Annotated in this window: 12 protein-coding genes; 8 read left to right on the plus strand and 4 right to left on the minus strand. The window is 45.9% G+C overall.

What is annotated here, in order from left to right; all coding sequences use genetic code 11:
* Positions 1-62 precede the first annotated feature (62 nt).
* From oppB to AC6R00_RS21275, 5 genes are all read left to right on the plus strand, one after another.
* On the plus strand, positions 63-983 hold the full coding sequence (gene oppB, locus AC6R00_RS21255; RefSeq protein WP_171321180.1) for an oligopeptide ABC transporter permease OppB: 921 nt from the start codon (positions 63-65) through the stop codon (positions 981-983).
* Positions 984-998: 15 nt separating this feature from the next.
* The gene (gene oppC / locus AC6R00_RS21260) at positions 999-1,901 is read left to right on the plus strand and encodes an oligopeptide ABC transporter permease OppC (RefSeq protein ID WP_494504756.1); all 903 of its coding nucleotides are present in this window, start codon (positions 999-1,001) and stop codon (positions 1,899-1,901) included.
* Between the two features lie 50 nt (positions 1,902-1,951).
* Positions 1,952-2,923: an ABC transporter ATP-binding protein gene (locus AC6R00_RS21265; RefSeq protein ID WP_272785302.1), complete on the plus strand. Its 972-nt coding sequence runs from the start codon at positions 1,952-1,954 to the stop codon at positions 2,921-2,923.
* Positions 2,920-3,912: a murein tripeptide/oligopeptide ABC transporter ATP binding protein OppF gene (oppF, locus tag AC6R00_RS21270; RefSeq protein WP_004747474.1), complete on the plus strand. Its 993-nt coding sequence runs from the start codon at positions 2,920-2,922 to the stop codon at positions 3,910-3,912. Before AC6R00_RS21265 ends, oppF begins: the two co-directional genes overlap by 4 nt.
* 173 nt (positions 3,913-4,085) lie before the next feature.
* The gene (locus tag AC6R00_RS21275; RefSeq protein ID WP_500641829.1) at positions 4,086-5,039 is read left to right on the plus strand and encodes a glutathione S-transferase family protein; all 954 of its coding nucleotides are present in this window, start codon (positions 4,086-4,088) and stop codon (positions 5,037-5,039) included.
* On the opposite strand, the gene AC6R00_RS21280 is transcribed toward AC6R00_RS21275, so the two are convergent.
* The 3 genes from AC6R00_RS21280 to AC6R00_RS21290 form a co-directional block, all read right to left on the minus strand.
* Entirely contained in the window at positions 5,004-6,041 is a 1,038-nt protein-coding gene (locus AC6R00_RS21280) for a GGDEF domain-containing protein (RefSeq protein ID WP_500641830.1), read from the minus strand. The genes AC6R00_RS21275 and AC6R00_RS21280 overlap by 36 nt on opposite strands.
* A gap of 138 nt (positions 6,042-6,179) precedes the next feature.
* Positions 6,180-8,345: a phosphate acetyltransferase gene (gene pta, locus AC6R00_RS21285; protein WP_500641831.1), complete on the minus strand. Its 2,166-nt coding sequence runs from the start codon at positions 8,343-8,345 to the stop codon at positions 6,180-6,182.
* Positions 8,346-8,464: 119 nt separating this feature from the next.
* The gene (locus AC6R00_RS21290; protein WP_004747487.1) at positions 8,465-9,661 is read right to left on the minus strand and encodes an acetate kinase; all 1,197 of its coding nucleotides are present in this window, start codon (positions 9,659-9,661) and stop codon (positions 8,465-8,467) included.
* 346 nt (positions 9,662-10,007) lie between these two features.
* Here AC6R00_RS21290 and yfbV point away from each other — a divergent pair, with 346 nt between their 5' ends.
* Positions 10,008-10,460, plus strand: coding sequence for a terminus macrodomain insulation protein YfbV (yfbV, locus tag AC6R00_RS21295; RefSeq protein WP_004747489.1), 453 nt, complete (start codon positions 10,008-10,010; stop codon positions 10,458-10,460).
* A 333-nt stretch (positions 10,461-10,793) separates the two neighbouring features.
* Here yfbV and ald read toward each other — a convergent pair whose 3' ends face one another.
* Complete coding sequence (gene ald, locus AC6R00_RS21300) at positions 10,794-11,918, minus strand: alanine dehydrogenase (RefSeq protein ID WP_004747491.1); 1,125 nt, start codon at positions 11,916-11,918, stop codon at positions 10,794-10,796.
* Positions 11,919-12,092: 174 nt separating this feature from the next.
* Between ald and lrp the strand changes: the two genes are divergently transcribed.
* Positions 12,093-12,587: a leucine-responsive transcriptional regulator Lrp gene (gene lrp / locus AC6R00_RS21305; protein ID WP_004414493.1), complete on the plus strand. Its 495-nt coding sequence runs from the start codon at positions 12,093-12,095 to the stop codon at positions 12,585-12,587.
* Positions 12,588-12,770: 183 nt separating this feature from the next.
* Positions 12,771-15,716 carry a DNA translocase FtsK gene (locus tag AC6R00_RS21310; protein ID WP_500641832.1) on the plus strand — a complete coding sequence of 982 codons (2,946 nt, stop codon included), beginning with the start codon at positions 12,771-12,773 and terminating at the stop codon, positions 15,714-15,716.
* The last annotated feature ends 184 nt before the right edge of the window (positions 15,717-15,900 follow it).

A 15,900-nucleotide genomic window follows, 5' to 3' on the forward strand; every position in this document is an offset into this window, starting at 1 on the left:
AAATTCGTAGAAATTTGATTGATTCTTAATTTTTAATTGTCACAGACTGAAAGAGTGAGTTTATGCTTAAATTCATCGCGAAAAGGATATTTGAGGCGATCCCAACCATGTTGGTTTTGATCACCGTATCTTTCTTTCTTATGCGCTTCGCACCGGGTAACCCATTCTCAAGCGAGCGTCCATTACCGCCAGAAGTTATGGCGAACATCGAAGCTAAATACGGGCTTGATAAGCCAGTATTTGAGCAATACACCACTTACCTAACAAACGTTATTCAAGGTGATTTTGGTCCTTCATTTAAGTACCTAGATTACTCCGTAAACGAACTGATTTCGGTTGCACTACCAGTATCGGCAAAAGTTGGTTTTATTGCGTTTATCTTTACGGTCATCATGGGGGTTACGGTTGGTACGATTGCTGCCTTAAAGCAAAATACCTGGGTTGACTACACCATAATGTCCACCGCCATGTTAGGTGTTGTAATGCCATCGTTTGTATTGGCACCGGCACTGATCTATCTCTTCTCGCTGCATTGGAACCTATTCCCTGCGGGTGGTTGGCATGACGGTAGTTTGAAATATCTAGTTCTACCAGTGATTGGTATGTCACTACTCTACGTCGCGACTTTTGCACGTATCACTCGTGGTTCGATGATCGAAACATTAAACAGTAACTTTATTCGCACCGCTCGTGCGAAAGGTCTAAGTTACCGTTACATCATCATTAAGCACGCACTTAAACCAGCGCTTCTTCCTGTTGTTTCATACATGGGCCCTGCGTTCGTAGGTATCATCACAGGTTCAGTTGTTATCGAAACCATCTTTGGTCTACCGGGTATCGGTAAGCTCTTCGTTAACGCTGCATTTAACCGTGACTACTCGCTAGTAATGGGTGTAACCATCTTGATTGGTTTCCTATTCATTCTATTCAATGCGATTGTAGATATCCTACTTGCAATGATTGACCCGAAAATTCGCTACTAACAGGGACGTTTGGTTATGTTAACGAAAAAAGAAAACCTAGAAGCGATTGAAAAGTTCTCTGAAAACTTAGAGATCGAAGGTCGTAGTCTATGGCAAGACGCTCGTATCCGCTTTATGCGTAACAAAGCGGCGATGGTGAGCTTGTTTATCCTATTCTTAATGACGCTAGCGGTAATCGTTTTACCGACTATTGCGCCATTCACTTATGATGATACTGACTGGTACGCGATGCACGTTGGTCCAAACGCAGAGCACTGGTTTGGTACTGATAGTTTAGGTCGTGACCTTTACGTTCGTACCTTAATTGGTGGCCGAATCTCTCTGATGGTCGGCGTAATGGGTGCGTTTGTAGCGGTATTGATTGGTACGCTTTACGGTGCAGCTTCTGGCTTCATTGGCGGTAAAGTAGACCGAATCATGATGCGTATTCTTGAGATCTTATACGCAGTACCGTTTATGTTCCTAGTTATCGTACTAGTGACCTTCTTCGGTCGTAACATCATTCTTATCTTCGTCGCTATCGGTGCGATTGCATGGCTAGATATGGCACGTATTGTACGTGGTCAGACGCTTAGCTTACGCAGCAAAGAGTTTATCGAAGCAGCGCACGTTTGTGGTGTGAGCAAGTGGAAAATCATCACTCGTCACATCGTGCCAAACGTACTGGGTATTGTAGCGGTTTACTCAACGCTTCTAATCCCAAGCATGATTTTGACTGAATCATTCTTATCATTCCTTGGTCTTGGTGTTCAGGAGCCGATGACAAGTTGGGGTGCTCTTCTTCAAGAAGGTGCACAGACAATGGAAGTAGCAATCTGGCAGCTTACATTCCCAGCAATATTCATGGTTGTGACTCTCTTCTGTTTCAACTATGTCGGTGACGGCCTGCGCGATGCGCTGGATCCAAAAGACAGATAATCAAAAAGCAATAAATTACAAAATCTATAAAAAAGATTAAGGAAGCAATGATGAGCTTATTAGATGTCAAAGATCTGCGTGTCGAATTTACCACTCAAGATGGTATCGTCACCGCAGTAAACGATTTAAATTTTTCTCTGAATCAGGGCGAGACTCTAGGTATCGTAGGTGAATCTGGTTCAGGCAAATCTCAGACTGTATTCGCTATCATGGGACTACTGGCAAAGAACGGTATTATCTCAGGTAGCGCAAAATTCGAAGGTAATGAAATTCTTAACCTTCCAGAAAAAGCACTCAACAAAGTACGTGCAGAACAGATCGCAATGATCTTCCAAGACCCAATGACGTCGCTTAACCCTTACATGAAGGTTAGTGATCAGTTAATGGAAGTACTTATGCTTCACAAAGGCATGGGTAAAGCGGAAGCGTTCGAAGAATCTGTACGCATGCTTGAAGCGGTGAAAATTCCAGAAGCGCGTAAGCGTATCACTATGTACCCACACGAGTTCTCAGGCGGTATGCGTCAGCGTGTGATGATCGCCATGGCTCTGTTGTGTCGTCCAAAACTGTTGATTGCGGATGAGCCGACAACAGCTCTAGACGTAACGGTACAAGCTCAGATCATGGATCTGCTTAACGAGCTGAAATCGGAGTTTAACACTGCGATTATCATGATCACTCATGACCTTGGCGTGGTTGCAGGTTCGTGTGACAAAGTACTAGTTATGTACGCTGGTCGTACAATGGAGTACGGTACGGTCGATGAAATCTTCTACAACCCAAGCCACCCATACGCTGAAGGTCTGCTAAAAGCAATTCCTCGTCTGGATACAGAGGGTGAAATTCTACCAACGATTCCAGGCAACCCGCCTAACTTACTTCGTCTACCACAAGGCTGCCCTTATCAAGAGCGTTGCCACCGTGTAATGGATCGTTGTAAGCAAGAAGCGCCAATCTTGACGCCATTTGGTGAAGGTCGTCAGCGCGCATGTTTTTCTGAATGGGAGGCTTGGAGCAAATGAGTGTAGATAAGAACCTAATCCTAGATGTAAAAGATCTTAAAGTTCACTTTAGTATCGCATCAAAATCTGCTTGGCCTTGGTCAAAGCCTGCAAACCTTAAAGCAGTAGACGGCGTAAACGTCCGTTTATATGAAGGTGAAACCTTAGGCGTAGTAGGCGAGTCTGGCTGTGGTAAATCGACTTTCGCGCGTGCAATCATTGGTCTTGTTGAAGCGACTGACGGTGACGTGATGTGGCTTGGTCAAGACCTGACTAAGATGCAGGAAATCCAGCGCCGTGAAACGCGCAAAGAGATTCAAATGATTTTCCAAGATCCTTTGGCATCGCTCAACCCGCGTATGACAGTGGGTGACATCATCGCTGAGCCATTGGAAACTTTCTACCCAGAGCTTTCGAAAGATGAAGTGAAAACTCGTGTTAAAGAGATGATGGCGAAAGTAGGTCTACTACCAAACGTAATCAACCGTTACCCTCACGAGTTCTCAGGTGGTCAGTGTCAGCGTATCGGTATTGCTCGCGCGTTGATTCTTAAGCCTAAGATGATAATCTGTGATGAACCTGTATCGGCGCTAGACGTGTCAATCCAAGCTCAGGTTGTAAACCTACTTAAAGAGTTGCAGAAAGAACTTGGCTTATCACTAGTGTTCATCGCCCACGATTTGTCGGTAGTGAAACACATCTCTGACCGAGTGCTAGTTATGTATCTTGGTAATGCGGTTGAGCTTGGTGAAGCCGAAGCCCTATTCGCGGATCCTAAGCACCCGTACACTCGCGCGCTGATGTCTGCAGTACCGATCCCTGATCCAAAGCTTGAGCGCAACAAGCACATTGAGATGTTAGAGGGCGACCTTCCATCACCAATTAGTCCTCCTTCGGGTTGTGTGTTCCGAACGCGTTGTCCTCAGGCAACGGAAGCGTGTGCTCAAACTAAGCCTGCTATCGAAGGTAACGACGTTCATGCCGTGTCTTGCTTGCACGTGAGCGTATAATTTCAGCCTGTGACGGGCTTAAGCGCGGCATCCTTACGGGGTCGCGCTTTTTTTGTATAGTCACTTTCTACTATTCAAATAATTCGAACAACTAAACCAACTGTCTCTAACCACCTGTGTTGCGTATTTATTTATACTCAATTTATTCAAAGAATTCGGGTTAGGAGACAATAATGGGTAAGCTAGTTGAAGGCGTATGGCATGATGTGTGGTACGACACCAAATCGAGCAATGGTAAGTTCGTTCGCGAAGATGCTGGGTTTAGAAATTGGGTAGAAAACAAACCTGATGCTCAGTTCCAACCAGAATCAGGGCGTTATCATCTCTATGTTTCGCTTGCCTGTCCTTGGGCTCATCGCACTCTGATTTTTAGAAAGCTAAAAGGGCTTGAAGAGCATATTGACGTCACCGTTGTCTGCCCTGACATGATGGGTGAAGGTTGGCAAATGGGGTTGCCTGAGCCTCTGTTTGGTCATACACGCATGCACCAAATCTATACGCAAGCCAAACCAGACTACACGGGTCGCGTAACGGTGCCCGTACTTTGGGATAAGAAACACAACACCATCGTCAGCAATGAGTCTTCTGAAATCATTCGTATGTTTAACTCTGAGTTTAATGAACTCACGGGTAATACAGCTGATTACTATCCGCAAGAGAAGCGCGAAATCATTGAAGAGTGGAATGCTTATGTCTACCCCCATGTTAACAATGGCGTTTACCGCTGTGGATTTGCCACAACCCAAGATGCCTATGAAGAAGCCTACAACCACCTGTTTGAATCGCTAGACAGATTGGATGATCATCTAGCGAATAGCCGCTACCTTGCTGGTGACAGCATTACTGAAGCCGACTGGCGCTTGTTTACCACGCTGATCCGTTTTGATGCCGTTTATGTTGGACACTTTAAATGTAATAAGAAACGTATCGCGGATTACGCTAATCTTAACGGTTATATGAAAGAGTTGTATCAGGTGCCCGGTATCAAAGAGACAACCGATTTCTACCACATTAAACGCCATTACTACTTTAGCCACACAGGGATTAACCCGACACAAGTGGTTCCTCTTGGTCCTGAGCTAGATTTAACTTCACCCCACGGCCGAGATTTGGTTAGTGGTGCTTGATAACACGATTTGATCTCTGCCCTGTGCCTTTGCTTGGTATAGGGCTTGATCCGTTTCTGCCATGGTTTGATCGAGGAGAATACTGTCGTTCACCACGATCAACGCCCTTAATCCGCCACTGAAAGAGACGCGAATCTCTTGATGGTTGAAGTCGATTTTAAGTTGCTTTACCGCGAGTCGAATCGATTCGCTCATCTCCATTGCTTGTTCCTCATTCTTTGCGCATAGCAAAACACAGAATTCCTCACCGCCTACACGATAAAAGTATTCAGCATTAGGTTGCGAAAGCACCGCTTTACTAACTGACTTCAATACTTCATCCCCACAGGCATGACCGTAGTTGTCGTTGACTTGTTTGAAATGGTCTAGGTCAATATGCAGTAAGTAGTGATGACTCAGAAACTCAGGATGATGGGAGAAATCATTCTCCATACACAATCGATTTCTTGCACCAGTCAAAGGGTCAAGCAGAGCGGCATCACTGAGTTTTTGCTGTGTTTTGGCTCTGACATCCTCATGTACAAAGGCGATGGCCCAAATCAAAATGTAGGGGATGGCGAAGTTAAACGTCGTATGTGCGGTTGAATGAACGATGGGCGGATAGGAAAGGAATATAGAGACAACGATAAGGAAAAAGGCAAAAGTGACGGCTGAACCGACATATCGATTCAATAAGATGTGGAAGACGGGAGGCATACAAAAAGTCCAGAACACCAGTATCGAATAGCCCTTCGCCACCGCTAAGCTGTAGATCAAAATCAGACTCAGACCGCAGATCAGTAAAGCCGAATACCAAGGTTTGTAATGGCCAAATTGAATTCTCAGATAGATAAACAAGCAGAGCAGGGTATAAGCAAAATCTATGTAGCCAAACTTCGGTACGTCCCAGATAAAGAAGTTAACTATGGTAAAGCCTGCGCCAGTAATTGCGAGGAAAAAACTGGTGGTCTTAAGGACGCTTCTTTCAACGGTATCTGTAGTGGAAAATAGCTTGAGTGCCATTTGAATTCCTTTTCGAACGATGAACCTAAAGTGTAGCAACAGGATGAGAAAAGGTGACGATATCAGCGAGATACCTAAAACCACAGATATAAAAAACCCTCGCAGGTGCGAGGGTTAGAAGTACTCAGATGAGAGAGATTAGTTAACCACTTTCTCTTCTGCTTGAGCCGCTTGGTCTGCTTGGATTGCAGTTAGAGCTACTGTGTATACGATGTCGTCTACGAGCGCGCCGCGAGACAGGTCGTTTACAGGCTTACGCATGCCTTGAAGCATTGGACCGATAGATACTAGGTCTGCTGAACGTTGTACCGCTTTGTACGTCGTGTTACCTGTGTTTAGGTCAGGGAATACGAATACAGTCGCTTTACCTGCTACTGGAGAGTTTGGCGCTTTAGAAGCTGCAACATTTTCCATGATAGCTGCGTCGTACTGTAGAGGACCGTCGATAACTAGGTCAGGACGCTTCTCTTGAGCAATCTTAGTTGCTTCACGTACTTTATCTACGTCTGCACCCTTACCAGATTCACCGGTAGAGTACGAGATCATTGCAACGCGAGGGTCGATACCGAATGCTGCTGCAGAATCAGCAGATTGGATAGCGATTTCAGCCAACTGTTCAGCCGTCGGGTCTGGGTTGATCGCACAGTCACCGTAAACCAATACTTGGTCAGGTAGCAGCATGAAGAATACAGAAGATACGATAGACGCATCAGGTGCAGTCTTGATGATTTGGAACGGAGGAACGATAGTGTTTGCTGTGGTGTGAACAGCGCCAGAAACCAGACCGTCAACTTCGTCGTTCTCAAGCATCATTGTGCCTAGGAATACTGAATCTTGTAGCTTCTCGCGAGCAACAACTTCAGTCATGCCTTTCGCGCCACGCAGTTCAACTAGACGAGCAACGTAGTTTTCACGCACTTCATCAGAGTTGATGATAGTTACGCCAGCACCTAGCTCAACGCCTTGCTGTGCAGCAACACGACGGATTTCGTCTGGGTTACCTAGAAGCACACATTCAGCGATGCCGCGCTCAGCACAGATAGCCGCAGCTTTAACTGTACGTGGTTCGTCACCTTCAGGAAGAACGATACGCTTACCTGCTTTACGAGCGAACTCAGTTAGCTGGTAACGGAATGCCGGTGGACTTAGGCGACGAGACTTCTGCGTACCCTCAGTCATAGACTCGATCCAGTTGCCATCGATGTTGCCAGCAACGTGCTCGTTGATGAACTCGATACGCTCTTTATCGTCTGCAGGTACTTCGATAGAGAAGCTCTGTAGGTTAAGAGACGTCTGCCAAGTGTTACCTTGTGCTTTGAAGATCGGTAGACCTGAATCAAATGCTGGCTTACATAGACCTGCGATTTCTTCTGGAATGTCGTAACCGCCAGTTAGAAGTACTGCACCGATTTCAACGCCGTTCATTGCTGCTAGAGCTGCTGCAACGATTACGTCTGGACGGTCTGCTGAAGTTACAAGTAGAGAGCCTGGTTTGAAGTGCTCAATCATGTTTGGCAGAGAACGTGCACAGAATGTGATGCTCTTAATACGACGCGTATTGATGTCACCAGCATTGATAATGTCAGCGTTTAGGTGCTCAGCCATGTCGATTGCACGCGTAGCGATTAGGTCGATGCTCCATGGCACACAACCTAGTACACGAATTGGAGAAGTGTTGAAGATTTCCATCACTTTCATTTCGTTTTGCTTCGCGCTATCCGCATCGTCAAAGATTTCAGATAGGTCAGGGCGAGTACGGCCAGCTTCGTCAACAGGAGCGTTTAGCTTGTTGATGATAACGCCAGAGATGTTTTTGTTCTTAGTGCCGCCGAAGTTAGAACATGCTACTTCGATACGTTCTTTAAGTTGCGCTGGGTTATCTGTGCCAGGAGTCGCTACAAGAACGATCTCTGCGCCAAGTGTTGCAGCAATTTCTGCGTTCACTTGGTTAGCAAATGGGTGTTTACGAGTTGGTACAAGACCTTCGATTAGCGTAACGTCCGCATCTTTGTTGATTTGGTTGTAACGCTCAACCACTGTTTCAAGCAGCTCATCCATGTTGTCGTTACCGATTAGGCTTTCAGCAACAGACATCATCATTGGTTGGCCGATCTTCACATCGCTGTTCGCGCCAACGATAGTTGAAGTTAGATCAGGTTGATCGCCGCCAGAACGTGGCTGACAGATTGGCTTGTAAAAAGAAACTTTAACGCCTTTGCGCTCCATTGCGCGAAGAACACCCATGCTTACGCTAGTAAGACCAACACCAGCACTTGCAGGGATAAGCATAATAGTACGAGACATTCGTAGAGTACCTATAGCTATTGGGATAAAAGCTTAACTGCGTATTCCTTACTGTGTGGAATAGGAGTTAAGCCCCTTAGTTAGAAAACCGGCTGACGATTGTCAGCCGGTTAAGTCAATTAAAGACCTGCTAGTTCTGCAGTGTCTTCAGCGATAACTAGCTCTTCGTTAGTAGAGATAACCATTGCTGGGATACGGCTGTTTTCAGTCGTGATAGTACCTTCGCCGCCGAAACGTGCTTTCAGGTTAGCTTCACCGTCAACTTCGATACCGAAGATACCTAGGCGGTTTAGAACCATTTCACGGATAGGACCAGAGTTTTCGCCGATACCACCAGTGAATACGATCGCGTCTAGGCGACCTTCTAGAGATGCAGTGTAGCCAGCAACGTATTTCGCTAGGCGGTGGCAGAATACGTCCATCGCGCGAGTTGCTTCTTCTTTTTCACCGTAGTTGTCTTCAACGAAACGACAGTCAGAAGTCACTTCAGTAAGGCCAGCTAGACCAGACTCTTTAGTTAGCATGTTGTTGATTTTCTCAACAGAGTAGCCAAGAGTGTCGTGTAGGTGGAAGATGATCGCAGGATCGATGTCACCACAACGCGTACCCATTACTAGACCTTCTAGTGGAGTTAGACCCATAGAAGTATCTACTGACTTACCGTTCTTAACAGCACAAACTGAAGCACCGTTACCTAGGTGACAGTTAATGATGTTTACTTCGTCAACTGGTTTGCCAAGGATGTTAGCAATTTCACGAGTGATAAATAGGTGAGAAGTACCATGCATGCCGTAACGACGGATACCGTGCTCTTTGTACAGGTTGTATGGAAGAGCGTATAGGTAAGACTCTTCAGGCATTGTTTGGTGGAAAGCAGTGTCAAACACAGCAACGTTTTTCAGTGCTGGGAAAGATTTTTGTGCTGCTTTGATGCCGATGATGTGAGCAGGGTTGTGAAGAGGTGCTAGTGTTGCACAGTCTTCGATGCCTTTAAGCACGTCGTCAGTAATTAGTGCAGACTGAGTGAACTTCTCGCCGCCGTGTACAACACGGTGACCGATTGCTGCTAGGTTCTCAGAAAGCTCTGGCTTAGAAGCAAGAATAGTTTCTACCATGAACGCTAGAGCTTCTTCGTGAGCTGCGCCGTCGCCTAGTTGAGCTTCGTGCTTACCATCAAGTTTCCACTTGATGCGAGCTTCTGGAAGGTGCAGACATTCTGCAAGACCTGTTAGATGCTCATCACCGTTTTCTGCATCAACAACAGCAAATTTAAGAGAAGAACTACCGCAGTTTAAAACTAAAACTAGCTTTGACATGAGTGACTACCTGTAATAATCAGTTAGGATAAAAATTAATCACAAGAATAGACGATGCTATAGAAGCTGCGTACTAATCTTGGTCAAAAAAACTTCGAATTCCGTATAAAAGACAGTGATGATCCAAATCACCACCCTTGCATCCGCTGCAGAAAGGTCTCAAGAGTTGCTTAAATTGTAAATAACGGCAACAATGAGATTGTGGGTCCGCAAAGGATAACGATAATAAGCAATGATAACAAAAAAAATTTGAAAGAATATTAACTTTCATCAATTTTTTGTCCGTTTAGTTGAAAGTTTCAACTAAATTTTAGTTTAGGACCCTGTACTGGAGTGAGAGAGCCCTATGAGTAATAAAGCCGGTTTAGTTCATAGTCTACGAGATGGACAAAAGTACATGGATACTTGGCCAATGCGTAAAGAGCTTAATTTGCTGTTTCCAGAGCAGCGAATCATTAAAGCGACGCGTTTCGGTGTAAAAGTGATGCCAGCAATCGCGGCAATCAGTGTCTTAACTCAAATGGCGTTCAACAATTATCAATCTATGCCTCAAGCAGTCATCATTGCTTTATTTGCTATTAGTATGCCTATTCAAGGTATGTGGTGGCTTGGCAACCGTGCCAACACGAAACTTCCACCGGCACTTGCCGGTTGGTATCGCGAAATCTACCAAAAGATAGTTGAAAGCGGCTGCGCGCTAGAGCCTATGAAATCTCGCCCTCGTTATAAAGAGCTCGCTCAGATCCTTAACCGCGCTTTTCGTCAGCTAGATAAAAATGCTTTGGAGCGTTGGTTTTAAGAGGGAAGACGGGCTGCGCCCTGCGAGAAGCTAGAACGCTGCGCTCGAGAGTCGAAACAGGACTTCGTCCTTCGAGATGTACTCGTGGTAAGTGTGCTGAAAGTTGCTAGCAGTGTTGGTTTCTGTTTTAGCGTAATTATCTAAAATTATAAGAAAAGGGTTGGTATTAAGTGCCACTCCTTTAAAATTTTCTCGCTTCTCGCTTCTCGCTTCTCGCTTCTCGCTTCTCGCTTCTCGCTTCTCGCTTCTCGCTTCTCGCTTCTCGCTTCTCGCTTCTCATACAAAAAACGCTCACCGAAGTGAGCGTTTTCTCTTATTTAATACTATTCAACATTAGTTGAACATTGCGATAGCGTCAGCTGGGTCTACGTATTCTAGATCGAAGCTTTCTGCTACTTCTTTACACGTTACTTTACCGTGGATTACGTTTAGACCTTCTAGGAAGCCGTTGTCTGCTAGAAGCGCTTCGCGGTAGCCTTTGTTCGCTAGCTTAACGATGTAAGGTAGCGTAGCGTTGTTTAGTGCGAACGTAGAAGTACGAGCAACAGCGCCTGGCATGTTAGCAACACAGTAGTGAACTACGTCATCAACGATGTAAGTAGGGTCTGCGTGTGTTGTTGCGTGTGAAGTTTCAAAACAGCCGCCTTGGTCGATTGCAACGTCTACGACTGCTGCACCTGGCTTCATCTTAGCGATGTGCTCTTTTGTCACTAGTTTAGGTGCTGCAGCGCCTGGAATTAGAACTGCACCGATCACTAGGTCAGCTTCTAGAACATGCTTCTCAATAGCATCTTCTGTAGAGTAAACCACTTTTGCACGACCTTGGAACTCTTCATCAAGACGACGTAGTGTATCAACGTTGCGATCAAGGATAGTTACGTCTGCGCGAAGACCAACAGCCATACGAGCTGCGTTAGCACCAACAACACCGCCGCCAACGACGACAACTTTCGCTGGCTCAACGCCTGGTACACCACCTAGTAGAAGACCACGACCACCGTGAGATTTCTCTAAAGTTTGTGCACCTGCTTGAATAGACATGCGACCTGCTACCTCAGACATTGGAGCAAGTAGTGGCAAGCGACCCATATTATCTGTTACAGTCTCATATGCTATACAGACAGCTTTGCTCTTGATTAGCTCTTCAGTTTGTGGAAAATCTGGTGCTAGGTGCAAATAAGTAAATAAAATTTGCCCTTCTCGAAGCATAGCTCGCTCGACAGCTTGAGGTTCTTTAACCTTTACAATCATTTCTGCTTGCGCGAAAACGTCAGCAGCGGTAGGAAGAATGGATGCGCCTACAGCGATGTAATCATCGTCTGAAAAACCGATGCCTGAACCGGCATTAGTTTCAACAAAAACTTGGTGACCTTGAGACACTAGCTCGCGAACGCTCGCTGGGATCATGCCAACACGGTATTCGTGGTTTTTGATTTCCTTAGGTACGCCAATGATCATCCTGACTCCTCATTTTATATTGGTTGTATAAACTATATTAGTTGTATTAACTGTGTGTAGGGTAATTCTGTCGAATTAATATCTAGTATAGATATGATTGGATAAAATTTGATACTGAATATTAAAAAGTTGTAGTATATTTTTTTGCAAGGAAGTAATAAGGTGGAATAAAAAATGGCAGACAACAATAAAAAGCCGTCCAAGGATCTAGATCGCATCGACCGCAACATTCTTAATGAGTTGCAGAAAGATGGTCGTATTTCGAATGTAGAGCTTTCAAAACGAGTGGGTCTTTCTCCAACTCCGTGTTTGGAACGTGTGCGTCGCCTAGAGCGTCAAGGTTATATTACGGGCTATACAGCATTGCTAAACCCGCAATACCTAGATGCTTCGCTTTTGGTATTCGTAGAGATCACACTTAACCGTGGTGCGCCAGATGTGTTTGAACAGTTCAACACAGCGGTTCAGAAACTTGATGACATTCAAGAGTGTCATTTAGTATCGGGTGACTTTGACTACCTACTTAAGACTCGTGTATCTGACATGAGTGCTTACCGAAAGTTGTTGGGTGATACGCTTCTACGCTTACCAGGGGTAAATGACACACGTACTTACGTGGTTATGGAAGAAGTGAAACAAACGAACCAGTTGGTCATCAAAACTCGCTAATTCAAGCATGAGTTTGGCTTAAAGTCTTAATAGCTTTCCATATTCTGACTTTAAGCAATTGGGTTTTGTCCCTTGATATGGTTAAATCGATAGTCCGAGTAGCATAGCTGCTCGGACTATTTTTTTCCGACCAATCAGGATGACTTCTGAATCGATTGGTGTTTTATAAAGATAAAGTTGGTTATGTTCAAAGAGACCAAAAATAAAGTAGAAACGATCATTAAGACGGGAGAAGAGTCTCAACCGTCCCGCCTGAGCGGTCCTCAGCGCCTTCAAGAATGCAGTTTGATCGTAATCGTTCTTGCCTCAATTTTGCTTTCAGTCGCACTTTTCACATTTAGCGCTGCCGATCCGTCATGGTCTCAAACCGCTTGGGGGGGAGAGATAAATAATGCTGGTGGTCTAGTTGGGGCTTGGCTAGCTGATACACTCTTTTTTACCTTTGGCTCATTAGCGTATGTGATTCCTTTTGTGGTAACCGGTACAGCTTGGGCAATGCTGCGTAACCGTGATGAAGATGAATCAATCGACTTTATGCTTTGGGGAACGCGTTTACTCGGATTAACAATTCTTATTCTAACCAGTTGTGGTTTAGCGGATATCAACTTCGATGACATCTGGTACTTCTCGTCAGGTGGTGTGATTGGCGATGTACTGACCAGTCTTGCACTACCGACTCTAAATGTGCTTGGCTCCACGCTTGTCTTTCTATTTCTATGGGGAGCGGGTTTCACGCTCCTGACTGGCATCTCTTGGTTATCCATTGTCGATTGGTTGGGTGAGGGCGCGATTCGATTGTTCACTAGCCTAATCAACAAAATACGTGGACGCGAAGATGAAACGCTAGAAGCTGAGCTCAATAACTATGAGTATGAAACCGAAACGACGCCAGTCATTGCTGAAGAACAACGTGAAGCTCACGAATCAGCAGAGCACATAGAAGAAACCAACGCTGAACGACGTCGTTATAACATTCATATGCCTGAAACTGCCGCAGCCTCAGCGCTAGCGACTACAGCAATGGCACAGCCACTGACACAAGAAGTCGCTGAGATTATTGAAAAGCCAGCTTATGCAGGCGAAATCACTAACAATGTTATCGAAGATTCGATTGAGCCAGACTTTGAGCGCAGCAAACACCTTGGGGCGACTATTGAAGATCTTGAGCGCGCCGCGATGAATGGTGATGAGCTTCCTCAAGTCGCTCAGCCGCCGCAACCAGAAGAGTCTTTCTATGAACAGCCGCAAGTTGAAGAGACTGCAAGCGAGCCACCTGCATTAAACCAGCCAGAGCAAGCGCTTACAGAAGCTGTTGAAGTCGCTGACGCTAATGACTTGCCTTGGATTGAAGAGGTCGCCGAAGAAGAGATTGTTCAGCCAAGGATTAATCCATCTGAACTGGAACAGATTTCATCAGATATTGAACCAGAAGATGATTATCAGGAACCTGTTATATCATCATTTGATGTCGCTGAAGAAAGCGTAATGGTCACCGAAGAGATAGAGTCAACATTACCAGAGGATGAAGACGCTGCAGCATTGCACAATATGGTTGCAGAAGCGCAAGCTAAAGTTGTCGCTCAGCAAAACCCATTCTTAGTACAACAAGAAGCGAATCTTCCAAAGCCCGCTGAACCGATGCCGACTCTTGAGTTGCTGTACCACCCTGAAAAGCGTGAGAACTTTATTGACCGAGAAGCATTGGAGAATATTGCACGTTTGGTCGAAGCGAAACTGGCTGACTATAAAATTAAAGCGACAGTCGTGGATATCTTCCCGGGCCCGGTAATTACACGCTTTGAGCTCGACCTCGCTCCCGGCGTTAAAGTGAGCCGTATATCCGGTCTATCGATGGATTTAGCGCGCTCACTTTCTGCTATGGCGGTTCGTGTTGTTGAAGTGATACCGGGTAAACCTTATGTGGGGCTTGAGTTGCCAAACATGAGCAGACAGACGGTGTTCTTCTCAGATGTTGTCGGTAGTCAGCAGTTTATTGAAGCCAAATCACCAACAACAGTTGTACTTGGCCAAGATATTGCAGGTGAAGCTGTGGTGGCTGATTTGTCGAAGATGCCACACGTGCTCGTCGCAGGTACAACGGGCTCAGGTAAGTCAGTGGGTGTAAACGTGATGATCTTGAGCATGCTCTACAAGGCAACGCCTGAAGATGTTCGCTTTATCATGATTGACCCGAAAATGCTTGAGCTATCGGTGTACGAAGGTATTCCGCATCTTCTGTCTGAAGTGGTTACTGACATGAAAGACGCATCGAATGCGCTGCGTTGGTGTGTCGGTGAGATGGAACGTCGCTATAAGCTGATGTCTGCTCTAGGTGTACGTAACATTAAAGGTTTTAACGACAAGCTTAAGATGGCAGCTGAGGCAGGGCACCCAATTCACGACCCTCTATGGCAAGCTGGCGACAGTATGGATGAACATCCTCCATTGCTTGAGAAGTTGCCTTACATTGTTGTGATTGTCGACGAATTTGCCGACTTAATGATGGTGGTAGGTAAGAAGGTAGAGGAACTGATTGCTCGTCTAGCGCAGAAAGCGCGTGCAGCGGGTATTCACCTGATCCTCGCGACTCAGCGCCCATCCGTTGATGTTATCACTGGTCTTATCAAAGCGAATATTCCTACTCGGGTTGCGTTTACCGTATCCACTAAGACGGACTCGCGCACCATCCTTGACCAAGGCGGTGCGGAATCGCTACTGGGTATGGGTGATATGCTCTATCTCCCACCGGGTTCTAGCCATACCGTTCGTGTGCATGGCGCATTTGCCTCTGATGATGATGTGCATGCGGTAGTCAACAACTGGAAAGCACGCGGTAAGCCGAACTATATCGACGAAATTACTAATGGTGACCAAGGCCCTGAAGCACTCCTGCCTGGCGAGAAGCCAGAAGGTGAGGAAGAAATGGACCCGCTATTTGATCAAGTTGTTGAGCATGTTGTGCAGTCTCGTCGTGGTTCGGTATCAGGTGTACAACGTCGCTTTAAGATAGGCTACAACCGAGCTGCACGTATCGTTGAACAGTTAGAAGCGCAAGGTATTGTGAGTGCGCCAGGCCATAACGGTAACCGCGAAGTGCTTGCTCCTGCTCCCGGGCGTGAGATGAATTAAGGGCAAAGCCGCTAGGAACGGGCTGCGCCCTATGGAACGCTTCGCTCCGAGATGCGAGAGCGGGCTCCGCCCTGCGAGATAAGACAAAGCAGGGTGTTCTGAATCGAGAAAGGAATGCCTCTAAGAGGTCGTCATTCCATAGACCGACAAAGGACGGGGTAGGTATCGCTATGGTCTCTTAGCT

Source organism: Vibrio sp. R10-SF1-ISO8 (assembly GCF_059833805.1).

Bases quoted from the DNA above. Each gene is read 5' to 3' on its own strand.
- AC6R00_RS21290 (WP_004747487.1), bottom strand. From the start codon at position 9,661: ATGTCAAAGCTAGTTTTAGTTTTAAACTGCGGTAGTTCTTCTCTTAAA.
- AC6R00_RS21275 (WP_500641829.1), top strand. From the start codon at position 4,086: ATGGGTAAGCTAGTTGAAGGCGTATGGCATGATGTGTGGTACGACACC.
- oppB (WP_171321180.1), top strand. From the start codon at position 63: ATGCTTAAATTCATCGCGAAAAGGATATTTGAGGCGATCCCAACCATG.
- oppC (WP_494504756.1), top strand. From the start codon at position 999: ATGTTAACGAAAAAAGAAAACCTAGAAGCGATTGAAAAGTTCTCTGAA.
- pta (WP_500641831.1), bottom strand. From the start codon at position 8,345: ATGTCTCGTACTATTATGCTTATCCCTGCAAGTGCTGGTGTTGGTCTT.
- yfbV (WP_004747489.1), top strand. From the start codon at position 10,008: ATGAGTAATAAAGCCGGTTTAGTTCATAGTCTACGAGATGGACAAAAG.
- ald (WP_004747491.1), bottom strand. From the start codon at position 11,918: ATGATCATTGGCGTACCTAAGGAAATCAAAAACCACGAATACCGTGTT.
- AC6R00_RS21265 (WP_272785302.1), top strand. From the start codon at position 1,952: ATGAGCTTATTAGATGTCAAAGATCTGCGTGTCGAATTTACCACTCAA.
- oppF (WP_004747474.1), top strand. From the start codon at position 2,920: ATGAGTGTAGATAAGAACCTAATCCTAGATGTAAAAGATCTTAAAGTT.
- lrp (WP_004414493.1), top strand. From the start codon at position 12,093: ATGGCAGACAACAATAAAAAGCCGTCCAAGGATCTAGATCGCATCGAC.
- AC6R00_RS21280 (WP_500641830.1), bottom strand. From the start codon at position 6,041: ATGGCACTCAAGCTATTTTCCACTACAGATACCGTTGAAAGAAGCGTC.
- AC6R00_RS21310 (WP_500641832.1), top strand. From the start codon at position 12,771: ATGTTCAAAGAGACCAAAAATAAAGTAGAAACGATCATTAAGACGGGA.